The organism is Piscicoccus intestinalis NBRC 104926, from assembly GCF_001515525.1.
GTDB lineage: Bacteria > Actinomycetota > Actinomycetes > Actinomycetales > Dermatophilaceae > Kineosphaera > Kineosphaera intestinalis.
The window spans coordinates 15,807-36,722 of sequence record NZ_BCNQ01000039.1 but is presented as its reverse complement, the minus strand read 5'-3'; the positions used below and the strand labels follow the sequence as shown (position 1 = coordinate 36,722).

General features: G+C 69.9%; 23 protein-coding genes and 2 pseudogenes. 7 read left to right on the top strand and 18 right to left on the bottom strand.

The window, feature by feature from the left end:
- The 4 genes and pseudogenes from PINTE_RS23885 to PINTE_RS08360 all read left to right on the top strand — a co-directional run.
- Positions 1-274 (top strand): annotated as a pseudogene (locus PINTE_RS23885) (hypothetical protein); the annotation flags it as partial.
- On the top strand, positions 261-971 hold the full coding sequence (locus PINTE_RS08370) for a class I SAM-dependent methyltransferase (protein WP_068428620.1): 711 nt from the start codon (positions 261-263) through the stop codon (positions 969-971). The pseudogene PINTE_RS23885 and the gene PINTE_RS08370, both read left to right, overlap by 14 nt.
- Complete coding sequence (locus PINTE_RS08365) at positions 968-2,002, top strand: prenyltransferase/squalene oxidase repeat-containing protein (protein WP_068428617.1); 1,035 nt, start codon at positions 968-970, stop codon at positions 2,000-2,002. Before PINTE_RS08370 ends, PINTE_RS08365 begins: the two co-directional genes overlap by 4 nt.
- Positions 2,003-2,035: 33 nt before the next feature.
- A complete protein-coding gene (locus PINTE_RS08360; protein ID WP_068428614.1) occupies positions 2,036-2,554 on the top strand; it encodes a GNAT family N-acetyltransferase in 519 nt (172 codons plus the stop codon).
- A 108-nt stretch (positions 2,555-2,662) separates the two neighbouring features.
- Here PINTE_RS08360 and PINTE_RS08355 read toward each other — a convergent pair whose 3' ends face one another.
- Positions 2,663-3,448, bottom strand: coding sequence for a class I SAM-dependent methyltransferase (locus PINTE_RS08355; protein ID WP_245642861.1), 786 nt, complete (start codon positions 3,446-3,448; stop codon positions 2,663-2,665).
- Positions 3,449-3,624: 176 nt separating this feature from the next.
- Here PINTE_RS08355 and PINTE_RS08350 point away from each other — a divergent pair, with 176 nt between their 5' ends.
- Positions 3,625-4,362, top strand: a complete 738-nt coding sequence (locus tag PINTE_RS08350) for a hypothetical protein (protein WP_157087134.1) — start codon at positions 3,625-3,627, stop codon at positions 4,360-4,362.
- A gap of 72 nt (positions 4,363-4,434) precedes the next feature.
- Here PINTE_RS08350 and PINTE_RS08345 read toward each other — a convergent pair whose 3' ends face one another.
- The 6 genes from PINTE_RS08345 to PINTE_RS22645 all read right to left on the bottom strand — a co-directional run bounded on the left by PINTE_RS08345 (position 4,435) and on the right by PINTE_RS22645 (position 11,078).
- On the bottom strand, positions 4,435-5,385 hold the full coding sequence (locus tag PINTE_RS08345; protein WP_068428609.1) for a PfkB family carbohydrate kinase: 951 nt from the start codon (positions 5,383-5,385) through the stop codon (positions 4,435-4,437).
- A gap of 312 nt (positions 5,386-5,697) precedes the next feature.
- A complete protein-coding gene (locus PINTE_RS08340) occupies positions 5,698-7,107 on the bottom strand; it encodes a sugar porter family MFS transporter (protein WP_068428606.1) in 1,410 nt (469 codons plus the stop codon).
- A 179-nt stretch (positions 7,108-7,286) separates the two neighbouring features.
- On the bottom strand, positions 7,287-8,465 hold the full coding sequence (locus PINTE_RS08335) for an ATP-binding protein (RefSeq protein WP_217996538.1): 1,179 nt from the start codon (positions 8,463-8,465) through the stop codon (positions 7,287-7,289).
- A gap of 202 nt (positions 8,466-8,667) precedes the next feature.
- Entirely contained in the window at positions 8,668-9,480 is an 813-nt protein-coding gene (locus PINTE_RS08330) for a serine hydrolase domain-containing protein (protein ID WP_068428600.1), read from the bottom strand.
- 154 nt (positions 9,481-9,634) lie between these two features.
- The gene (locus tag PINTE_RS08325; protein ID WP_068428597.1) at positions 9,635-10,918 is read right to left on the bottom strand and encodes a glucoamylase family protein; all 1,284 of its coding nucleotides are present in this window, start codon (positions 10,916-10,918) and stop codon (positions 9,635-9,637) included.
- Positions 10,919-10,922: 4 nt separating this feature from the next.
- A complete protein-coding gene (locus PINTE_RS22645) occupies positions 10,923-11,078 on the bottom strand; it encodes a hypothetical protein (RefSeq protein WP_157087133.1) in 156 nt (51 codons plus the stop codon).
- Positions 11,079-11,584: 506 nt separating this feature from the next.
- Here PINTE_RS22645 and PINTE_RS21840 point away from each other — a divergent pair.
- Both PINTE_RS21840 and PINTE_RS08320 read left to right on the top strand, forming a co-directional pair.
- The gene (locus PINTE_RS21840; protein ID WP_174524003.1) at positions 11,585-12,010 is read left to right on the top strand and encodes a hypothetical protein; all 426 of its coding nucleotides are present in this window, start codon (positions 11,585-11,587) and stop codon (positions 12,008-12,010) included.
- A 140-nt stretch (positions 12,011-12,150) separates the two neighbouring features.
- Entirely contained in the window at positions 12,151-12,525 is a 375-nt protein-coding gene (locus PINTE_RS08320) for a sulfate permease (protein ID WP_068428594.1), read from the top strand.
- 33 nt (positions 12,526-12,558) lie between these two features.
- Here PINTE_RS08320 and PINTE_RS24245 read toward each other — a convergent pair whose 3' ends face one another.
- From PINTE_RS24245 to PINTE_RS08275, 11 genes and pseudogenes are all read right to left on the bottom strand, one after another.
- Entirely contained in the window at positions 12,559-13,173 is a 615-nt protein-coding gene (locus PINTE_RS24245) for a DNA-processing protein DprA (protein WP_245642859.1), read from the bottom strand.
- Entirely contained in the window at positions 13,121-13,543 is a 423-nt protein-coding gene (locus PINTE_RS24240; protein ID WP_245642858.1) for a hypothetical protein, read from the bottom strand. The genes PINTE_RS24245 and PINTE_RS24240 overlap by 53 nt, the downstream gene beginning before the upstream one ends.
- Positions 13,544-13,590: 47 nt before the next feature.
- A complete protein-coding gene (locus PINTE_RS08310; RefSeq protein ID WP_068428591.1) occupies positions 13,591-13,944 on the bottom strand; it encodes an alpha/beta fold hydrolase in 354 nt (117 codons plus the stop codon).
- 163 nt (positions 13,945-14,107) lie between these two features.
- Complete coding sequence (locus PINTE_RS24235; RefSeq protein ID WP_373280149.1) at positions 14,108-14,956, bottom strand: NAD(P)/FAD-dependent oxidoreductase; 849 nt, start codon at positions 14,954-14,956, stop codon at positions 14,108-14,110.
- A gap of 87 nt (positions 14,957-15,043) precedes the next feature.
- On the bottom strand, positions 15,044-15,745 hold the full coding sequence (locus tag PINTE_RS24230) for a Crp/Fnr family transcriptional regulator (protein WP_245642856.1): 702 nt from the start codon (positions 15,743-15,745) through the stop codon (positions 15,044-15,046).
- A gap of 94 nt (positions 15,746-15,839) precedes the next feature.
- Complete coding sequence (locus tag PINTE_RS08300) at positions 15,840-16,025, bottom strand: UBP-type zinc finger domain-containing protein (RefSeq protein WP_245642855.1); 186 nt, start codon at positions 16,023-16,025, stop codon at positions 15,840-15,842.
- Positions 16,026-16,108: 83 nt separating this feature from the next.
- Positions 16,109-16,549, bottom strand: a pseudogene (trxA, locus tag PINTE_RS21830) (thioredoxin); the annotation flags it as partial.
- Positions 16,546-19,173 carry an ATP-dependent chaperone ClpB gene (clpB, locus tag PINTE_RS08290; RefSeq protein ID WP_068428582.1) on the bottom strand — a complete coding sequence of 876 codons (2,628 nt, stop codon included), beginning with the start codon at positions 19,171-19,173 and terminating at the stop codon, positions 16,546-16,548. The gene clpB and the pseudogene trxA, both read right to left, overlap by 4 nt.
- Complete coding sequence (locus PINTE_RS08285) at positions 19,164-19,475, bottom strand: chaperone modulator CbpM (RefSeq protein WP_068428580.1); 312 nt, start codon at positions 19,473-19,475, stop codon at positions 19,164-19,166. Before PINTE_RS08285 ends, clpB begins: the two co-directional genes overlap by 10 nt.
- Positions 19,472-20,359, bottom strand: coding sequence for a DnaJ C-terminal domain-containing protein (locus tag PINTE_RS08280; RefSeq protein WP_068428577.1), 888 nt, complete (start codon positions 20,357-20,359; stop codon positions 19,472-19,474). Before PINTE_RS08280 ends, PINTE_RS08285 begins: the two co-directional genes overlap by 4 nt.
- A 3-nt stretch (positions 20,360-20,362) precedes the next feature.
- The gene (locus tag PINTE_RS08275; protein WP_068428574.1) at positions 20,363-20,902 is read right to left on the bottom strand and encodes a nucleotide exchange factor GrpE; all 540 of its coding nucleotides are present in this window, start codon (positions 20,900-20,902) and stop codon (positions 20,363-20,365) included.
- Between the last annotated feature and the right edge of the window lie 14 nt (positions 20,903-20,916).

Here is a 20,916-nt window from a genome sequence, read left to right as displayed (position 1 = left end):
CTCATGGCCCGCCGTCGCCCGCGCCACCGTCGCCGCGTACCGGGCCGCGATCAGCGCCCGGCAGGACGAACGCGGCCTGGCGCCCGCCGCCGCTCTCGTCGGCCTCGGGCCCGAACCCGTCGCCGCGCCACCGGAGCCGGTGACCGGCCGGACTCCGCGCAGCGAACCGCCCCAGCCGACAGAAGCGGCCCAGCCGACCGAACCGGCCCAGCCGGCCCAGCCGATCCAGCCGAGTGATCCGAGCGAGAGGAGCGCCCTGCGTGCTCACCGTTGACTTCGACCGCCTCGGCGTGCAGCCGGGCGAACGAACCCTCGATCTGGGCTGCGGGCAGGGGCGGCACGCCTTCGAGCTCTACCGGCGCGGAGCCCAGGTGGTGGCGTTCGACCAGAACGCCGACGACCTCGCCGACGTCGAGGCGATGTTCGCGGCGATGGCCCTCGAGGGTCAGGGCGCCCCCGGCGGGGCGTCGACCTGCCGGGGTGACGCGCTCGACCTGCCGTTCGCCGACGGCGACTTCGACCGGCTCGTCGTCTCCGAGATCCTCGAGCACGTGCCGAACGACCGCCGCGCGATCGCGGAGGCGGTGCGGGTGCTGCGCCCCGGCGGCACGATGGCCGTCACCGTGCCGCGGGCCTGGCCCGAACGCATCTGCTGGCGCCTGTCGGACGAGTACCACGAGGTCGAGGGCGGCCACGTGCGCATCTACCGCCGCGACCAGCTCGCCGGGCAGCTCACGCAGGCCGGGCTCGACGTGGTCGGCCACGGCTACGCGCACGCGCTGCACGCGCCGTACTGGTGGCTGAAGTGCGCGGTCGGGGTCGACAACGACGACCACCCGGCCGTGCGCGCCTACCACCGAATGCTGGTGTGGGACATGATGTCTGCGCCCCGACTGACGCGCACCGCCGAGAAGGCGCTCGACCCGGTGCTCGGCAAGTCCCTCGTCCTGTACGCGCGCAAGCCGTCGTGACCGCCCTCGTCGCCCTGCCCGAGCTGGCGGAGCTGTCCGCCACCGCGGACTACATCGCCTCCTGCCAGTCGGCTGACGGCGCGATCGCGTGGGAGACTCGCGGCGACACCGCCGGCAAGATCGACGCCTGGGACCACGTCGAGTGCGCGATGGCGCTGCTCGTCGCCGGTCGGGACGCCCGGGCGCAGGCGGCCTACGAATGGCTCGCCCGCGATCAGCGGCCCGACGGCACGTGGCCGCGCGAGTGGCTGGCCGGCCCCCGCGGCCCCAGCGTCGTGGACCCGGCGGCCGAGACGAACATGACCGCCTACGTCGCGGTCGGCGTGTGGCACCACTGGTGCGCCCGCGGCGACCGGGGGTTCGTCGAGGCGATGTGGTCGACGGTCGCGGCGGCGCTCGACGCGGTGGTCGCCGCGCAGCTGCCGTTCGGCGGGTTCGCCTGGGCGATCGACGACGGAGTGCCGTGCGGGGAGGCGCTGCTGGCCGGCACCTCGAGCATCCACCACGCCCTGCGGTGCGGCGCCCGCCTCGCCGAACTGCTCGGAACGACCCGACCCGACTGGGAACTCGCGGCCGACACCGCCTCGGCGGCCGTGCGCTCGAACGAGGCGGCCTTTCTCGACAAGTCCCGGTACTCGATGGACTGGTACTACCCCGTGCTCGGCGGCGCCCTCGACGGCGCCGCCGCGCACCGCCGCATCGCGGGGCGCTGGGACGAATTCGTCGTGCCCGACCTGGGGATCCACTGCGTCGACGACCACCCGTGGGTCACCGGCGCCGAGACGTGCGAACTCGCGATCGCGCTGGCCCGCCTCGGGGACGGTGCGCGGGCGACCCGTCTCATCGCGGACATGCAGCACCTGCGGGACCCCGGCGGCGCGTTCCACACCGGCTACGTCTACACCGACGGGGAGCGGTGGCCGATCGAACGGTCCAGCTGGACCGGCGCCGCGGTGCTCCTGGCGGTCGACGCCCTGACCCCGGGGAGCCCGACGGCCCGCGTCTTCGGCTGCGAATCGGCGCTCGGCTGACGGCTCCTGAGGTCGCGGCGTACTGTGCGTGCCATGTCCTGTCTGCGCCCGTACCGGCACGACGACCATGACCTGCTCGCGGCGCGGGAGTCGCCGTTCGACGACTTCGGGCCGCAGGCCGTCAACCCCGACCGCTCCTGCCGCCTCGACGACGACGGCGGGCTCGTCGTGGCGTTCGACAGCGACGGCCCGGCGCGCGGCGAGGTGAGTTGGCACTGGGTGCAGTGGGGCCCGACGGGCGGCAGCCGTTGCCCGATGATCGGCATCTACCTGCGGCCGGAGGCGCGCGGTCGCGGCCTCGGCGTGCGGGCGCAGCGCCAGCTCACCGACATGTTCTTCCGGCACACGACGACCAACCGCGTCGAGGCCCACACCGACGTCGAGAACCTCGCCGAGCAGCGGGCGTTGGAGCGGGTCGGGTTCCAGCGCGAGGGTCTTGTGCGCGGCGCCCACTGGCGGGCGGGCGCCTACCGCGACGGCTACCTGTACGCCGTGCTGCGCTCGGAGTGGACCGTCGAGCAGTTCGAAGACCCCCGCGCCGACGAGGACTGACCCCGGCTCCCCTTCACGTGGCCGCAGGCTGCCCTTTCGGTCGAGGGCTCGTGCCGGAACCCTAGCCGCCGGCCGAAAGGGCAGTCTTCGGCCGGTACGCGGTGGGGGTCAGGGGCGGCGGCGCAGGATGCGCATGGAGCCGCACTCGCCCGCCAGGGTCCACTGGCCGGAGGCCATCGCGCGGGTGAAACAGCGCCACGGGGCCTGGCCGCCGTCGTCGGGGTGCTCGAAGATGTCGTGGAAGATCAGGGTGCCGCCCGGCGCCACCCACGGGCCGAAGCCCTCGTAGTCGTTGGTCACGTGCTCGTCGGTGTGCCCGCCGTCGATGAACAACAGCGCCAACGGGGTTCGCCAGTATCGCGCGACGGTCGGGGCGCGCCCGACGATCGCAACGATCTCCTCCTCCAGCCCCGCGCGGGTGATCGTGCGGCGGAAGAACGGCAGCGTGTCGATCCGGCCCGCCTCCGGGTCGACGAGGGTGGGGTCGTGGTACTCCCAGCCCGGCTGGTTCTCCTCGCTGCCGCGGTGGTGGTCGAGCGTGAACACCGTGGAGCCGGTGAGCCGGGCCGCCGCGCCGAGGTACACCGCGGACTTGCCGCACCACGTGCCGACCTCCAGGCCGGGGCCGTCGCGCAGCGCGCGCACCGCCTCCTCGAAGAGCCGGCGACCCTCGGGCGGCGGCATGAACCCGCGCGCGGCCAGGGCGTGCTCCAGCAGGTCCGGGGGCATCAGCGGGCGGTCGCGCAGGCTCGTCTCGTCGTTCTCGGCTGGGCCGTGTGAGGCGGTGTTGGGACCGTCGACGGAGCCGATCTCGGGCCCGCCGGCGGAGCCGGACTCGCTCCCGGCGGGGGAGCCGGCGTGGGGTCCGTCGGGGGTGTTGTGTGCATCGCTCACCACAACACAGTAGGCGCCGGTTACGGACAGGTGCCTCCGGCATCGCACGCGGGCCCGGCGGGCGGCGGCGCCCCTGTGGTACGCCTGATGACGGTGGGCGGGACCCCCACCCGGCCGGCGGGCGTCGTTGGGAGCGGCGCGCATCGGCTCACCTCGTCACAGGGAGGCAATGTGTCATGAGCATGCGACAACGAGGGGTGGTCGCGGCGGCGTTGAGCCTGGCGCTGAGCACGGGGGCCGCCCCCGCGCACGCCTCGCCGGCCACCCCCGCCGCGCAGGCATCGCCGTCAACCCCCGCCGCGCACGCCTCGCCGGCCGTGAGCACCGGGGCGTGCACCGTGGTCGGGCCGGGCACGGTCTCCGTCGGCGCGCCGCGGCAACGCGTCACGTACCGACTCGGCGCGCACTGTCCGACCGGCGGCAGCGCCTCGTGGGCGCTGGTGCGAGCGGGCACCGGCCGGCTGGGCACCCTCGTCTTCACCCCCGGCCGACGCGCCGCCGTCCTCACGGTGCGCGACACGATGCCGCCCGGGGTCGCCACCTGGCGACCCGCCGGCGCGACCGTCGAGGGGGAGCCGGTCCGCCAGGCCGGCCGCCCCGTCGTCCTCAAAGCGCGGTCACGAGCCGCGGTGAGCGTGCAGCGCACCGGCGACGTCGTCGCGCTGCGGGCGACCGTGGCGCACTACCGCCTCGGCCGCAATCGCTATGTGCCGTGGCGCAATGCCGCGGTGCACTTCCAGCGCCGCACGTGCCCGACGTGCGAGTGGAGACAGACCCCGCAGGGCCGCACCGACGCCGGGGGGCGGGCGTCGGTGGGCGTGCGGGTCAACTCCGCGGCGGCCGCCGACTGGCGCGTCGTCGTGGGCGGCACGTCGACGATCTGGCCGTCGTCGAGCTCCGTGCGCCGGGGCTGACCAGCGCGCCGAGGCCCCGCCGCACAACGCGGCGGGGCCTCGATCGACCGGCGGCTGAGAGCTGAGCGGCGGTCAGGCGAACGTCGCGTCGGCGTCGACGACCGCCTGCACCTCTTGGGGGGTGGGCGCGTAGGCGCCGTTGCGGCTCACGGTCAGTCCGGAGGTGATGACGGCCTTGTGCAGCGCGGGCTGCACGTCCGACCAACCCGCCTTCCGGAGCCGGTCGCGGGCCTCCAACGAGCCGAGGAACCCCGCCTCCAGCAGCCCGGAGATGAGCCCGGCCATGAACGAGTCGCCGGCGCCGACGGTGTCACCGACGGTCACGGACATCTGGTCCAGGTGCAGCATGTCGCGGTTGCCGGCGAGCAGCGCGTAGGCGCCCCACGGCCCGCGGGTGAGCACGACCATCGACGGGCCGGCGGCGATCCAGCGGCGCATGACGTCCTCGACGGGCTCGTCGGGGTAGAGCCAGTTGACGTCCTCGTCGGAGGCCTTGACGACGTCGGCGAGGGCCACGATCTCCTCGACGCGCCCGGCGACCGCGGCGGGCTCGACCATGAGCGCCGGCCGGATGTTGGGGTCGTAGGAGATCGTCGCGTGGTCCTTGATGCGCCGCACGGTGTCGACGACCTGGGTGCCGCCCGGCTCCAGGGTGGCGGCGATGCTGCCGGTGTGCAGGTGGCTGAACCGGCTCAGGTCACCCAGCGGCGGAACGACCCATTCGAGCTCGAATTCGTAGGTGGCGCGGCCCTGATCGTCGAGCATCGCGTAGGCGACCGCGGTCTTCTCCGCCGAGTCGGTGCCCGGCACGATCGAGACGCCGGAGTCGGTGGCCCACCTCGCGAGCCGGTCGCCGCGCTCGTCCTTGCCCCACCATGCGCAGATGTGTGCGGGGTGGCCCTGCGTGGCCACGCCGGCGGCGACGTTGAGGAGGCTGCCACCGACGTGCTCCACCGCATCGGAACCCTCCCTGATGACGACATCGATGAGCGCTTCACCAATACACAGGACGTCCCCGGACATCAGTGCCCTTTCCACCGCGAATCTTTCGGCCGGGCGGGGCGGGTGCGCGCGCCCGAGTGCGGATCCCGACTCCGGGCGGGCGCGGCGCCGCGCCTGTGGGTGCCTCTGGGTCGGGGATCCAGGTCTGACCGTAGTGACGAAACGGCGAACACACGGCGCCGTTTGTCGAAACTTTCGAGTTTCCCCCCGGAATCTCACGGACGGCGTCCGAGAGGTGGTCGCCCGGGACCGGTGGTGAGCGACGAACCGCTCACCACCGGCTCCCGAAGCAACGGGTCGCCGGCGCAGGCCGGCCAGGATGCTCCGCGGGCCTCAGTGGCCCTTGGCCGCGAGCGGGTCGGAGGAGTCGTTCGGGTCGTGGGTGAGCCCGAGCTTGGCCTCCATCTCCTCCAGCGGCACGCCCTTGGTCTCCGGCATGACACGCAGCACCCAGATGAGCTGGCCGAGCATGAACACGAAGAAGATCGCGAAGGCCACGCCGCCGCCGAGGGCCGCGATGACCGGCGGGAAGAACGTCGACGTCAGCCAGGCGAACACCCAGTGCGTCAGCGAACCCAGCGACTGGCCGCGACCGCGGATGCGGTTGGGGAAGATCTCGGAGATGAACACCCAGATCACCGAGCCCTGGCCGAAGGCGTGGGCGGCGATGAAGACGAGCAGACCGATGAGCACGAGCACGCTGGAGGTCGAGGTGAACTCACCGCCACGAACCCGCTCGTAGTAGAACATCAGGCCGGAGAGGAACCCGAGGCTGATGAGGTAGCCGATCGAGCCGACGATCATCAGCGAGCGGCGGCCGATCTTGTCGATGACCGTTAGCGCGGTCATCGTCGCGATGAGGTTCATGAAGCCGACGGCGACGCTCATCATGAACGCGGCGTCGGTGCTCGCGCCCGCCCGCTCCATGACGACGGGGGCGTAGTAGAGGATCGCGTTGATACCGGACATCTGGTTGAACATCGCGATCGTGAACGCGAGCAGGATGACCTTGACGTGCTGGCGCGTGAAGAACGGCACCGACGGGGCGTTCGCGGCGGCGCTGAGCGAGGACTCGATCTCGGCGACCTGGCCGCGGGCCTCCTCGTCGTTCATCGTCAGGCGAGCGATGACCGCCCGGCCCTGCTCGGTGCGGCCGTTGGCCATGAGCCAGCGCGGGGTCTCCGGCACGGTGAACAGCATGAGCAGGAAGATCACCGACGGCACGGCCATGACACCGAACATCCAGCGCCAGTCGGTCTCGTGGTTGGCGACGACGGCGCGCACGATCGTGTTCGACAGGTAGGCGAGCAGGATGCCGAGCACGATGTTGAACTGCACGAGGCCGACGAGCCGGCCACGCACCTTCGCCGGCGCGATCTCCGCGGTGTAGATCGGGGCGCACACGGAGGCGGCGCCGACGCCGAGTCCGCCGAGGAACCGGAAGATCTCGAGCATGACGATGTTCGTCGCGAACGCCGACCCGAGGGCGCCGACGAGGTAGAGGATGCCGATGACGAACAGCACGGGCTTGCGTCCGAAGCGGTCGGCCGGCTTACCGGCGGTGAGGGCGCCGGTGATGGTGCCGAGCAGCGCCATGCCCACGGCCCAGCCGAGGTAGGCGTCGCTGAGGTCGAAATAGGCCTTGAGCTGCTCTGTCGTGCCCGAGATGACTGCGGTGTCGAAGCCGAAGATGAGCCCACCGACCGACGCCACGAGGGCGCTCCTGATCACAAGCGGTTTCATGTAGCGGGAGCTTAGAACTCACCCGTCCGGGTCGCCGTCCCTAAGGACGGCCGGATTTGCTTAATCGTTATACCTGAGAATCTTCTCAGTTTGCTTGGGGGTCATGGGTGTTCAGGGTGCCGCCGCCGGGCCGAGGGACGGGCGCGGGCACGGCGCAGTCTGGCCGCGGGATCTGGCGGCTACGGGTGCTGCCACAGCGCGGTGATCGGGAGCACGTGGAGCCACCCGTGCAGGGAGACGCTCTGCGTGCCGCCGTGAAGCACGACGCCAGTGACCTCTCGATCCGGGAACCGGCGGCAGAACCGTTCCAGTGCGGTCCACGCCTTGGCCGTCACGGTCTGACCGCTCTTGACCTCGATGGCGATCAGCCGGCCGTCGCGCAGCTCGAGGACGAGATCGACCTCGAGGCCGTCGGGATCGCGGAAGTGATGCACGTCGTATGGCTGTGCGCTCCATCCCCGCTGTTTGAGTAACTCCAGGGCGACGAACTGCTCGACGAGTGCTCCGATTTGCTCACGGACCGCGGCGGCCGTGCTGTCGCCTGAGCCGAGGCCGGCGAGCTGAGCGCTGAGCCCAGTGTCGGTGAGGGCGACCTTGGGGCGTCGGATCACGCGGCCGCGTGCCGAGCGCCCCCAGGCGGGAACCTCGACAAGCAGTCTCATCACTCGCATGAGTCGCAGGTAGGAGTCCGCGGTGGATTCGGAGACGCCGAGGTCTCGGGCCACCTTCGCCTTGACGAGTTCGCTCAGGCCTCCGGCTGCCACGATCGCGAGTAGCCGCCCCAGGTCGTCGGAGTAGCCGCCCTGATGCAGGTCTGCAGCGTCGTGGTCGGCGAGTCGGCGAGCGTAGTTGTCGAACCAGCGCGCCGCCCGGCCGGGTTGCCGTTGGGCCGGCTCGGGGTAGCCGCCGCGGACCACGTCGGCGCGGTCGAGCCGGGGCAGGATGGGTGCTCTGGGCGACGTGAGGATCCAGGCGACGAAGTCCTCAGGCTGGGGTCGGCGCGCCAGCTCTCCCTGGCTCAAGGGGAGTAGTTCCACCGACTCCGCCCGGCCCGCGAGCGAGTCACCGACCCCTTTGACCTGCAGGAGATCTGCCGATCCGGTGAGCAGGAACCGACCGGGGCGACGGTCGCGATCGACCTCCGCCTTCAAGGGCAGGATCAGCTCCGGGGCGCGCTGTGCTTCGTCGACGATGACGAGATGGTCACCCGCCTGTTGCAGGAACGAGACTGGGTCGTCCCTGGCGATCCCGCGGGTCAGCTCGTCGTCGAGCGTGACCGTGCGGCTCGGTCTGTCGGATCCGGTGATGGTGGCGAGCGTGCTCTTGCCGACCTGCCGAGCGCCCTGAATGACGACCACCGGTGTGTCAGACAGAGTCTCCTGAACCAGTGGGCCGAGAAACCGGGGGAACGGGTTGGGATCCACGGCCTCAGTGTGACCTGAAACTTGGAGATTTTCGCCCACGAAACTTGGAGATTTTTGGGCCCTGAACTTGGAGATTTTCGGGCCGAATCTCGTAGATCCGTGAGCCAGCGACTCACGCGTCGACGGGCGGGGCCGCTCAGCGATAGGCGGCGAGCACCTTGCTCGACAGCGGCGGCCAGGCGTCGATCGCCCACTGGCCGAAGGGCGTGTCGCTCAGGCTCACGCAGGCCAGGCCGGCGTCGCGGTCGACCCAGCAGAAGCTGCCGGCCTGACCGAAGTGGCCGAACGTCGCCGGGGAGTTCTCCGGCGCGGTCCAGTGCGGCGACTTGTGGTCGCGGATCTCGCAGCCCAGCCCCCAGTCGTTGGGGCTCTGCCGCCCGTAGCCGGGCAGCACGCCGTCGAGCCCGGGGTAGGCCAGGGTGGAGGCGAGTTCGACGACCTGGTTCAGCACGAGGCTGGGGGCGAGGAGTTCGCGAGCCATGGTCGCGAGGTCGCCGATCGTGCCGACCATGCCGTGCGCGGGCGAGCCCTCGAGACGGGTGTCGCTCATGTCGAGCAGCTCGATCAGGCGGTCGTTGAGCTCCTCGGTGAAGGGGCTGCCGGTGGCCTGCGCGAGGTGGCCGGCGGCGGTCTCGTAGCCGGCGTTGGAGTAGATGCGCCGCTTCTCCAGCGGCGACATCGCCTCGCGCTCATCGGGGCCCATGCCCGAGGCGTGGGCGAGCAGGTGCGCCAGCGTGGAGCCGGGCGGGCCGAGCTCGTCGTCGAGGGAGACCACGCCCTCCTGACAGGCGTCGAGGATCGTCAGCGCGGTTGCGATCTTCGTCACCGACGCCCATTTCTGGCGTCGGCCGTCGTCGTGCATGTCGACGATCCCGTCGGCGTTCACCACCGCCACCGATGCCGACCCCACCGGCCACGCCGCGATTTCAGAGGCAAGATCCACGCTCATCCGAGCGAGTCTGTCACGCGAGCCCGCTTCCCTCGACGACGAACCTGTCGCCTACTTCCCTCGGGTGGACGAACCGGTCGCCCACTTTCCTCGGACTGCGCGTCGTGGTCGTGACCGCTGTTCGTGCTGCAGTTCTCACCGCGACACGCAGTTGTCAGCGTCGTTCGAGTTGTTCGTCGGGGTCGCTCGGGGAGGCGGTGACGGCCGGGCGCAGCACGCTCGTGACCCGCGGGGTGCAGAACCAGCGGCGTAGTCCGCCGGTGCCGAGGGCGACCGAGAGGGCGGCGAGCGTCATCGCGGTGTCGAACGTGAGGTGGCGGGCGGCGGTGGTGCGGGTGGTCAGTCCGACGGAGTCGATGAAGCCGCCGGGTCCGTAGCAGCCGAACTCCGTTGCGAGCCGGCGCAGGTTGCTCGTCGCGGCGTCGGGGTCGTGCAGGAGGGCGAGGGCGGCGGCGTGCGCGGCGACGACGGGCTCGCCGCGGTAGGTGCTGCGGTACCCGCGGGGGAGCCAGGCGATCGGGGCGACGCCGAACTCGCGATACCCGGAGCCGGGACAGGCGGCGGGCGAGAACCCCCAGGCCGCGAATCCCCGTGCGCGAGCGTAGGCCTGGTGGGCGGCGACCGTGGCGGCGTGGCTGGCTCCCCAGGTGTGCGGCGCCCACTCGGTCTCCGGGACGAACAGTTCGGGGGCGAGCGCTTCGAACATCGAGCCGCCGCACGTCGCGATGACCCGGTGGCCGCGGTAGGTGCGCTGCGGGGCCATCAGGGGGCCTAGCCCGTCGGTGCCGAGGTCGCCGCGGATTATCGCGACGTAGTAGGCGATTCGCGTCTCGGAGTTGAGCAGCGCGTAGTGGTGGCGGGTGTAGTGCACCGGCTCGGTGAGCGGACCGTAGGCGGCGCGGACCGTCTCCCGGCGGGGCGAGCGGGTCCAGAAGCCGCCGCGCAGGAGGGGCCCGGTGCCTTGGGGTGGGCTGGGGTCGATGAGGGCGGCGAAGCGCATCGGTGCGTGGACCGCCTCCGCTTCTGTCGCGAGCGCGGGGACCGCTGCGGCGGCGGTGTGCAGGGCGGCGGCGAGCCAGGCGTTGTCGACCGTCGAGACGAACGGCGTGACGCGTCGGCCGGTGCCGGGCCATCTGGCCAGCGGCTCGCCGCAGGTCGTGTACCAGTTGAGCAACAGGCCCGACGGCTCGTGGCGGGGAAGCGAACTCAGCGTCGCCAAGAGGGCGGTGAGCCGGTGCCGACACTCGGTTTCGTCGATGAGTCCGAGGTCGCGGGCGCACACGACGCTCCAGAGGTATCCGGCGATGTTGCTCGGTGACGTGTGCGGAGCCAGTGAGGTCGGGCTCAGGTCGGCCGCCACGGCGTCGGCGGGGAGCGGGGACGGATCGACGAGCGACCGCAGGCCGGTCCAGGTGTCCCGGGCCCAGCGGTGCAGCACGGCGTCAGGGCTCGAGCGTGCGGGCGCGGGGTGTGCTCAGCCAGGCGAGGACGTGCTCGATCGCCTCGTCGGTGCGCACGTCGACGTCCCTCACTGGCCGCTCCATCGATTCGCGCACCACACGTTCGGTGTCGGGATCGAGCGTGACCGTCGTCCGCATCGTGGCAGCGTAGCGTCACGCCCTGCGATGCGTAGGCATCAGGCCGCGGTTGCGCCGGATCTCCTCTCGCCGTACCTGCCCGGAGTGGCGGTCACGTTCACCCCGGGGCGCGAACGTCAGGTGGGGATGCTGGAGCGCGTCCTCGTCGGCGTGGCCGGTCCGATGCCGGACCCTTGCCCGCGGCGCTGGTCACCGCAGGCATGAGCAACACCCAGGACCGCATCACCGAAGCGGCGTCGTTCGCGGGAGGTTTCGATTCGAGAGCCTGGGCAACCTGGAAGATGGTGCCCGCGACCAGGCTCTCCTGCGGCCCGCTGTCGATCTCGGAGTCACCTGGGACGAGGCGGCCGTGACACTCGTGCTGGAGCGCGCCGCGGGAAACCCGTCTTTCCTTCAGCTGTACGCGCACGAAATCTGGGACGTCGCGCCCTTGCCGATCCGGGTTGCGGAGCGATTCCCACGTCGCCAGCGGCGCCGCAAGCCGGTGTCGGCACCCGGCCTCGTCGATGAGCGCGCGACTCATCGCCGGCCTCGTCCCACCGGCATATGGGGCCATCAGCGCCGAGATGCGAGCGGCCCTCGACGAGCGAGAAGCACTGATCGAGACACGCGCCGACGCCGTACTCGACGACGCCCTTGCCGAGAGCGCACCGTGGACGACGGCTCTTGGAGCGCCGCCCGCCGACCGACGACGTGCCGCAGACTGGCGCAAGTCTGCACGCGTGATCGCCGCCTACCGAGACCGATACCGCATCACCGACGACGCACCCCTCGGCGCCCCACCCGAGTCCGCCGCGCAGAAGATCGACGCCGCGCGAGCACGATCCGCACTCGACAAGGTACGTCAGCTGGTCGCTGATGGGAGTCGTCAGACAGAGGCCGGTCTCCAGGCAATCACGCATACCGAGCACGGACCTGGGCGCGACATCTGACCCTTCCCAATGTCCGCACCGCGGCGTAGCCTTGAAGGTGAGGCGGATTTCTCCTTACCTTTGGGCCGCTCGCGGCAGACCTTCGGGTCACTCTCCACGCACCGTCTCGACAACGACTCGCGTGTTGAGAGGAGCCCATCATGGTCCGCCTACTGTGGACAGCCAGCGCCGAGGTCCGCTACTTCCTGCGCCGCTACATGCCGAGCAACATCGTGCTCGACCTGATCCGCACCAGGAAGGGACTGAAGTGGGGCGTCCCCGCGATGCTGCTCGCCGGCCCCTACCTGGCCATCGCCTTCTGGTGCACCACCCTCATCGAACACGGCGGCCCAGGATGGCTCCACCTCGTAGTCCTGCTCTGCTTCTGGAACGCTCTCAAGATGATGGCCATCGGCCCGGTGAGCGTCGTTCTCCTCGTAAGGGCTCGCGCCCGTGAGTACCGCTCGCAGCGGCAGCACTGGCAGGAGCTCTCCGAGGATGTGCCACCGGGTGATCTCACTCGAAGCGCTCGCTGATTTCAGTTCCGTCGTCCACCACTGACCGGCGCGCTACAGCGTGCGCGTCGGAGAGGGCGAAGGAGGGAGGACAAGCTCCCTGTCGACCCCTACTCGCGGTGCCTGGTCTCGTTCCACCAACCTGGCAAGGTCCGAAGTGTCCGCCACCAAGGACGCGGTGCCATCGCGCAGCAGGCGATGCGGTCCCACACTCGCAGCGCTCGTGACTGGTCCGGGGACGGCTCCGACACGTCGGCCGAGTTCGGCGGCTCGCTGGGCAACCAGCAGTGAGCCAGATCGCGCGCCCGCTTCGACGATGACCGACGCGGAGGACAGCGCAGCCATCAGTCGGGCGCGGGCGATGACCCGGTGTCGGGTTGGGACGGCACCGGGCGGAACCTCGCTAACGAGAAGGCCAACATCGGCGACGCGATCAAGCAGGTCGCGATGGCCGACAGGGTACGGGCGGTCAACTCCGTTGGCGAGGATGGCGATCGTGTCGCCGCCTGCGGCGAGGGCGGCCTGGTGCGACGCGCCTTCGATGCCGTAGGCACCTCCCGCGACGACAACCCGTTCGTCGCCGGCAACGGAACTGGCAAGTTCCTGGGCTACATACTCACCGTATGAGGTGCATGCCCGAGCGCCGGTGATCGTGACGAGATCGCTCATCGGACGTGAGAGAAAAGGATGACGCGCCGCGAATCCACAGAACGTAGGGAGCGACTTCGCCAAGCTCATTGACGGCGGTGGGCCCATCGCTATCGCCCGGAATGAGCGCTCGAACGCCCGATTGCTGCGCCTGGTCGATGCGCGCGGTCAGTTCCTTTGTGCCTGGCGCGCTGAGGTGGTCGCGCCAGACCTGCGCGTCCACCGGGCTCAGCCCGACCACTGCACCGTCGTGCTCAGCCAGCCAAAGCGTCTCGACCGCGCCCAGCCTGGACAAGATACGTCCTGTCACCGGGTCATTGGGCTCGACGAGCATCGACAGCACCATCCTCGCAGTGCGCTCGTCGCTCGCGACATCAATCAAGCTGGCCATCATCGGTTCCTCTCGACGCTCGTTACCGACGAGGTGCGCCGACCGCTTCAGGGCTGGCAGCCATCCCGAAGACCGGCGTTCGACAGCAGTTTCAGCGAGTCGTCGAGGTTCGCACGCGCATCAGCGTAGTGGCCGTGGTGAGCGTTGATCCGGTGCTCGATGGTCTCCAGCGACGCAGTGATCCGGTCCTGCTCCTTCTTGAGCAGGTCGAGCGGGATGGCTCCGGCGTAGTGAGCTTGGAGCAGCTTGTGCTGCTCGCCCTCGAGTTGGGTTCTTCGTGTCGCCAGGCCAGTGAGTTCGGCGGCTCCTGCGGGCGTGATGCACCGGTGGGTGCGCTCGAGCAGCGGGATCACGTGGTGAAACGTCACCGATGAGGAGGCGATACCGTGCAGCAGCAGCACTGTCGGGCCTCGCCGCGTTCCTCGGCGATGTGCAGCACCGGCATGCGGCGAAACCACCTCATCCGACGCAACGTCGAGCGGATCTCGCCCGCTACGCCCGCATGGGCCACCGGAGGATCCGCGGGTTCTCCCACGGCTGCCGGGTTCGGGGAGGCGTGCGGCGTCAGGTGTCCCTGGATGTCGGAGCTCCTGCGCACACCCGACTGTGACGACCCTCGTTCAGGTACTCGTGGATCTGCCGGACCACACTGACGCCCTCACCCACAGCCGAGGTCATTCGCTTCACAGACCCGTGCCGCACATCGCCGATAGCGAAGACCCCGGGGATGGTGGTCTCCAAAGAGAAGCGGGGGCTTCCTTCCGTCCGCGCGCCGGCAAGCTCCGCCTCCGCGCCGGTGAGGATGTAGCCGTCGGGATCGCGTGCCACATCGACCTTCAATCCCGTCGTCGCCGGAGCGGCGCCGATGAAGACGAACACGTGCCCCACGCGGAGCTTCTCCAGCACGTCACCGTGACGGACTGTGACCGCTTCCAAACGGTTGCCGCCGTGTGCTTCCACGACCTCCGAGGACAGCAGCACGTTGATACGGGGGTGATGTTGGATCTGGTCCACCAGGTACCTGGACATTCCCGCTCCCAGGCCCGCGGCGCGCACCACAAGGTGCACACGGGAGGACGTGCGGGCAAGAAATAGTGCGGCCTGTCCGGCGGAGTTGCCGCCGCCGACAACAGCGACAGGTGTGTCTACGCACATCCGCGCTTCCTGCGCTGTTGCCGCGTAGAACAAGTTCGAGGTCTGGAACCGGTCCAGCCCCGCGGCGGGAAGCGAGCGGTATCGCACCCCGGTGGCAAGGACCACCACATCTGAGGTGACCTCCCTGCCATCTTCGAAGATCACCCGGAAGCGGTCCTCATCTTCCACGACCTCCTGGACCGTGGTCGGGATGTCCAACGTGGCACCGAACTTGCGCACTTGCAGGAGGCTGCGGTCGTCGAGCTCAGTGCCGGAGATTCCGGCGGGAAACCCCAGATAGTTCTCGATCTTCGCTGACGTTCCCGCCTGCCCGCCGGTGGCGACCGCGTCGCACGGGTAGACCGACTACCCATCGGAGGCTGCGTACACCGCCGCGGCAAGACCAGCCGGCCCAGCGCCGACGACCACCACATCGCAGGTGGCCGGTGGGGCGGGCGGGCGCATCCCCAACTCTTCGGCAAGCCGTGCCGGGGTGGCACCCAGGACGGTGCGCGAGCCGCCGAGGATCACCAGCGGGAAGTCGGCGACGGTGGCGCCGAGCTGGCGGACCAGCCGCTCCGCTTTCTCGTCCTCATCCAGGTCCACCAGCCGGTGGGGCAGCCGGTTTCGTGCGATGAAGTCCAGCAGATCCCGGGTCTGCGGGGAGAAGCAGGAGCCGACGATCCGCAGGCCCGCTCCCGCCCCGATGGCCAGGGAGCGGCGGATGAGGTAGGCCCGCAGGATGATCTCACCCAACAGCGGGTCCGAGGTGACGATGGCCTCCAGCTCATCGACGGGCACCTCCACCACCTCGGCGGCGCCGATGGCGGAGACGAACACGAAAGACGGTTGTCCTTCCAGCAGCCCGACATCCCCCACGAACCGGCCGCGGCCGTGCACCTCGACCGCCAACGACTCATCGGAGTGACGCGGATCCGCCGCAAGCTCGGTGTCCGCCGTCAGCAGGTGCCCTTCCAGGACGACATAGAGGGAGGACGGGTGCTCGCCGGGCTGGATGAGAACCTCCCCGTCGGTGAGTGTGCGGCGCTGCCCTCGTACGAGCAGCACCGCGATCTGCTTGTCGCTGAGCCGCGGGAAGGCCCGATGGTGTCAGGCGTCTCGGCCTGAGCGACCTGGCGGCGGTTGGCGGCGGGCGTGTCACTCATAGGTACGCTTCGTCCACGTAGCACCAGCTCCAGTTCTCCCCCAGCTCCAGCGACCGCACGATGGGGTGCCCCGCCGTGAGCGCATGCGTGCGGGCGTGCCGCATCGGGGAGGAGTCGCAGCACCCGACCTTCCCGCAGGTGCGGCACATCCGCAGGTGCAGCCAGGGCGTGCCGGCCGCCACGCAGTCCTCACATGACCCGGGTGTCCGGGGACGGACCGGGCGGATGAGCGGGACGTGCGGGTCGACATATCTCGTCGAGCAGCACCGGCCGAGTCAGCCTTCTTCTGCAGCGCCTCGTCCGCCCAGCGCAGCAGCACGCCCGGCGGGGCGGCTCCGGATTGGCGGGAGAGCACGTTCCCTTGGTTGAGGATGAGCAGAGTCGGCACCGCCTGGACGGAGAACTTGCGGGCCGTCTCCGGCGCGGCGTCCACGTCCACTTTCACCAGCTTGAGCTTGCCGGCACGTTCCGTGGCGACCTTCTCGAGGGCAGGGCTGACCATCCGGCACGGTCCGCACCAGGTCGCCCACAAGTCCACGAGCACCACTTGCGGGGCCTTCTCGACCACCTCGGCGAAGTCCGCATCGCCCGCATCGACGATCCACGGCACGGCGCTCTTGCAGACGCCGCAGCGCGGGTACCCCGACGCGGCGGCGGGGACACGGTTCTTCTTCCCGCAGTTGGGGCAGGTCACAATCGCGCTCACCCCGCGTCCTCCTCTTCGGCGGGCGCTGCGATGTTGAAGACGAGGTCGCCGTCCTGCACGTCCAGCGTGACCGTCGACCCGTCCATCACCTGCCCGCTCAGCAGCGCACGACCCAGCCGGGTCTCGATCTCATGGCTGATGTAGCGTCGCAGCGGACGCGCACCGTACACGGGGTCGTAGCCGCGGTCGGCGATGAGCTGGCGTGCCGCGGGCGTCAGCTCGATGCGGATCTGACGCTCGGCCAGCCGGGAGCGCAGGTCGGTGAACTGCAGCTCCACAATGTCCTGGATCTGTTCACGACCCAGCGGCGAGAACACCACGATGTCGTCCACCCGGTTGAGGAACTCGGGACGGAAGTGGGCGCGCAACTCACCGAGCACACTGTTTCGCACGTCGTCGGGGATCGCGCCGCCATCGGAGCCCAACAGGTGATGGGCACCGATGTTGGAGGTCATGATGATGATGGTGTTGCGGAAGTCGACGGTGCGTCCCTGGCTGTCGGTGATGCGGCCGTCGTCGAGGACCTGCAGCAGCGTGTTGAACACGTCCGGGTGCGCTTTCTCGATCTCGTCGAAAAGCACCACGCTGTACGGGCGGCGGCGCACCGCCTCGGTCAGCTGCCCTCCCTCGTCGTACCCGACATACCCGGGAGGTGCACCGACGAGCCGGCTGACGGTGTGACGTTCCTGGTATTCGCTCATGTCCAGCCGGACCATCGCCGACTCGCTGTCGAACAGTGCTTGCGCGAGCGCTTTGGCCAGTTCGGTCTTTCCCACTCCGGTGGGGCCGAGGAAGATGAACGAGCCGATGGGTCGGCGCGGGTCGCGGATGCCGGAGCGGGCACGGATAATCGCGTCGCTGACGAGCGTGATGGCCTCATCCTGACCGACCACCCGCTCCTTGAGGGTGGCGTCCAGGGTGAGGATCTTGTTGCGTTCACCTTCCTGCAGCCGGGCCACAGGGATCCCCGTCCATGCTGCGACGATCTCGGCGATCTCGTGCTCGGTGACCACCTCCCGCAGCAGCCGCTGCCCGCCTTGTTTGGAGCTGAGACGCTCCTCCTCGGCGCGCAGGCGTCGTTCCACGTCAGCGATAGCCCCGTACCTCAGTTCAGCGGCACGGTTGAGGTCGTAGGAGCGCTCAGCTTCCTCCGCCTCCCGCCGCAGCCGCTCCAGCTCACCGCGCAGCTCCTGGACCTTGCGGATCGCTTGACGCTCCGCCTCCCACTGGGCGCGCTTGGCGTCCGCCTCCGCCTTCAGGTCGGCCAGTTCCCGGCGCAGCTCCTCCAGCCGTTTCTTGCTGGCAGGGTCCGTTTCCTTCGACAGCGCCGCTTCCTCGATCTCCAGACGGGTCACCCGCCGGGTCAGCTCGTCGAGCTCAGCGGGCATTGAGTCGATCTCGGTTCGCAGACGCGCGCAGGCTTCGTCGATGAGGTCGATGGCCTTGTCGGGCAGGAACCGGTCGGTGATGTACCGGTGGGACAGCACGGCGGCAGCGACCAGTGCGCTGTCCTGGATGCGGACACCGTGGAAGACCTCCAGCCGTTCGCGCAGGCCGCGGAGGATGGAGATCGCGTCCTCCACGTCAGGTTCCTCGACCATCACCGTCTGGAACCGGCGTTCCAGGGCAGCATCCTTCTCGATGTGCTTGCGGTACTCATCGAGGGTGGTGGCACCGATGAGGTGCAGCTCCCCGCGGGCGAGCATCGGCTTGAGCATGTTGCCGGCGTCCATCGCCCCTTCGGTGGCTCCCGCCCCCACCAGGGTGTGCAGCTCGTCGATGAACAGCAGGATGCGTCCCTCCGCTGCCTTCACCTCCGCCAGGACTGCCTTCATTCGCTCCTCGAACTCGCCCCGGTACTTCGCGCCGGCGACCAGGGCAGACAGGTCCAGCGAGAACACGGTCTTGTCGCGAAGGCCCTCGGGCACGTCCTCACGCAAGATCCGCTGGGCAAGGCCTTCCACGATGGCGGTCTTTCCGACACCGGGCTCGCCGATGAGGACGGGGTTGTTCTTGGTCTTGCGGGAGAGGATCTGGATGACCCGGCGGATCTCCGCATCACGCCCGATGACCGGCTCAAGCTTGCCCGACCGGGCGTCAGCGACCAGGTCACGGCCGTACTTCTCCAACGCCTCGTACGTCTGCTCGGGGGTGGCGGAGTTGACGTGCTGGTTGCCGCGGATCTTGGTGAGCGCGCTGAGGAAGTTCTCCCTGGTGACACCGTGCCCGCGCAGCACGCGGGACGCGGGACGGTTGGAGGAGTCGTCGACGAGGGCCAGGACGAGATGCTCCACGGAGATGTAGGAGTCTTTCAGCCGCTTTGCCTCCCGCTCCGCCCGTTCCAGGGTGGAGGTGAGGCTGCGGCTCACGTACACCTGACCGGTCTGCGGGGAGGACCCGGAGACGCTGGGCTTGCGGGCGATCTCCGCTTCGACGTCGGCGCGTACGGCTTCCACGTCAGCACCCGCTGTCTGCAGCAGTCGGGGAACCAGCCCCTCCTCCTGCTGCAGCAGTGCGAGCAGGAGATGCTCCTCGTCCGTTTCGATCTGACCGGCCTGGACCGCGATGCTCTGGGCCGAGGTGAGCGCTTCCTGTGACTTCTGAGTGAGTGAGTTCATGTCCATGGGGCGTCTCCTTCAAGTCGGATGGTCCGGTGCCGCTCGAGCTGCTCGATGCGGGCGAGCAGGTCGAGCACGAGTGCGATGCCGGCGTAGTTCACGGCAAGATCGGAGTGCAGACGCACGATGGTGTGCACGCGGGCGGGGACGGTACGGGCGAACCACAGCCGGCCGCTGGTGTCGACGTGGGCGGTGACCAGCCCCAGCTCGACGAACTTCCGCAGCGTATCCGGGTGGATACCTGCGGCCGCCGCGGTCGCCGCCAGGTCGGCCCGGGCGACACGGACGGGCAGGTGATGTGAGGTCATGATCCTCTCCTGGCATCAAACGACGATTCGTCGCGGAGCTGTTCGAACAGCTCCTTCTCCTTCTTGCTGAGAGTGCGGGGAACGACGACCTTCACCCGCGCATACAGGTCTCCCGGCTGTCCTCCGCGGGGCATCCCCTGCCCGCGCAGGCGGAGTCGCCTGCCAGTGGACGAGCCGGGCGGGACGTGCACGGTGACCGGGCCGCCGGGGGTGGGCACGCTGACATCCGCGCCCAGCGCCGCCTCCCACGGTGCGATGGGAAGGTCCGTTTCGATGTCCGCGCCGCTGAGCCGGTACCGCTTACTGTCCTTCACGCGCAGCGTGACCAGCAGGTCCCCGTCCTGTCCGTCGGCGCCCGCTCCGCCTGCGCCCGCGATCCGCAGCCGCTGCCCGTCGACAGCGCCCGCTGGGATGTCGATGGTGTACTCCTGCGCGCCGCCGTACGGAGACGCGACCTGCACGGTGCGCCGCCCGCCCCGGTAGGCCTCCTCGACGGTGATCTCCAGCTCCGCGGTGTGGTCGGCGCCGCGACCGAAACCACCGAAGCCACCCCCGAAGAGGTCCTCCCAGTTCGCGCTCTGCGCGCCGCCCCCGCTCCACGTGTATCGGGTGCCGCCGCTGCGGCGCGGCTGCTCGGAGGAGCGAGCCGCGTCCGCGGCGGCGTACTGCCGGAAGTTCTCACCGAACCGGTCGTACTGTGAGCGGGTTTCCGGGTCCGACAGCACATCGTGGGCTTCACTGATCCGTTTGAAGGTCTCCTCCGCCCCCGGGGTCTTGTTGACGTCCGGGTGGAACTTGCGGGCCTTCTCCCGGTAGGCGCGGCGGATCTCCTTCTGATCCGCCGACCGGGAGACCCCCAGCGCGCTGTAGAGATCCTCCGCCATCTCCTACTCCTCATCCGGACTGCGGGTGACCACGACCGCAGCCGGTCGCAGCATCCGCTCTGGCGTTCCGAACCCGGGGCGAGTGACGGCGAGGATGCTGCGCGGCGGGACGCTGGCATCCTCGACGACCGAGACCGCCTCGTGCAGCTGCGGGTCGAACTCCGCACCGTCGATGACAATCTCGGGGTACCCGAGTGCGCGCAACGCATCAGCGGCCTGCGCCCGGACGGCCTGCATGCCACCCAGAACGCCCTCGTCAAGGTCCACCCCGAAGCTGAGCGCCCGGTCCAGCCCGTCGACGACGGGCAAGAAGGCTTTGGCGGTGTTCCGCCGCTCCTCCTCGCGGACGGTCTGGATCTCGCGCGCCATCCGTTTGCGGAGGTTGTCGTAGTCCGCCGCCGCCCGGCGCCACCGGTCCTCGGCCGTCTCCAACTGGGCGGCGACCGCTGCTTGCGCGGCGCGGATCTCCTCCGGGGACACGTCGGTGAGGTCGTCGTTCAGCAGGTCCACGGCGCGCGTGTCCTCGTTCTGCTCCCCGGCCATCGCGATCCTCCCTC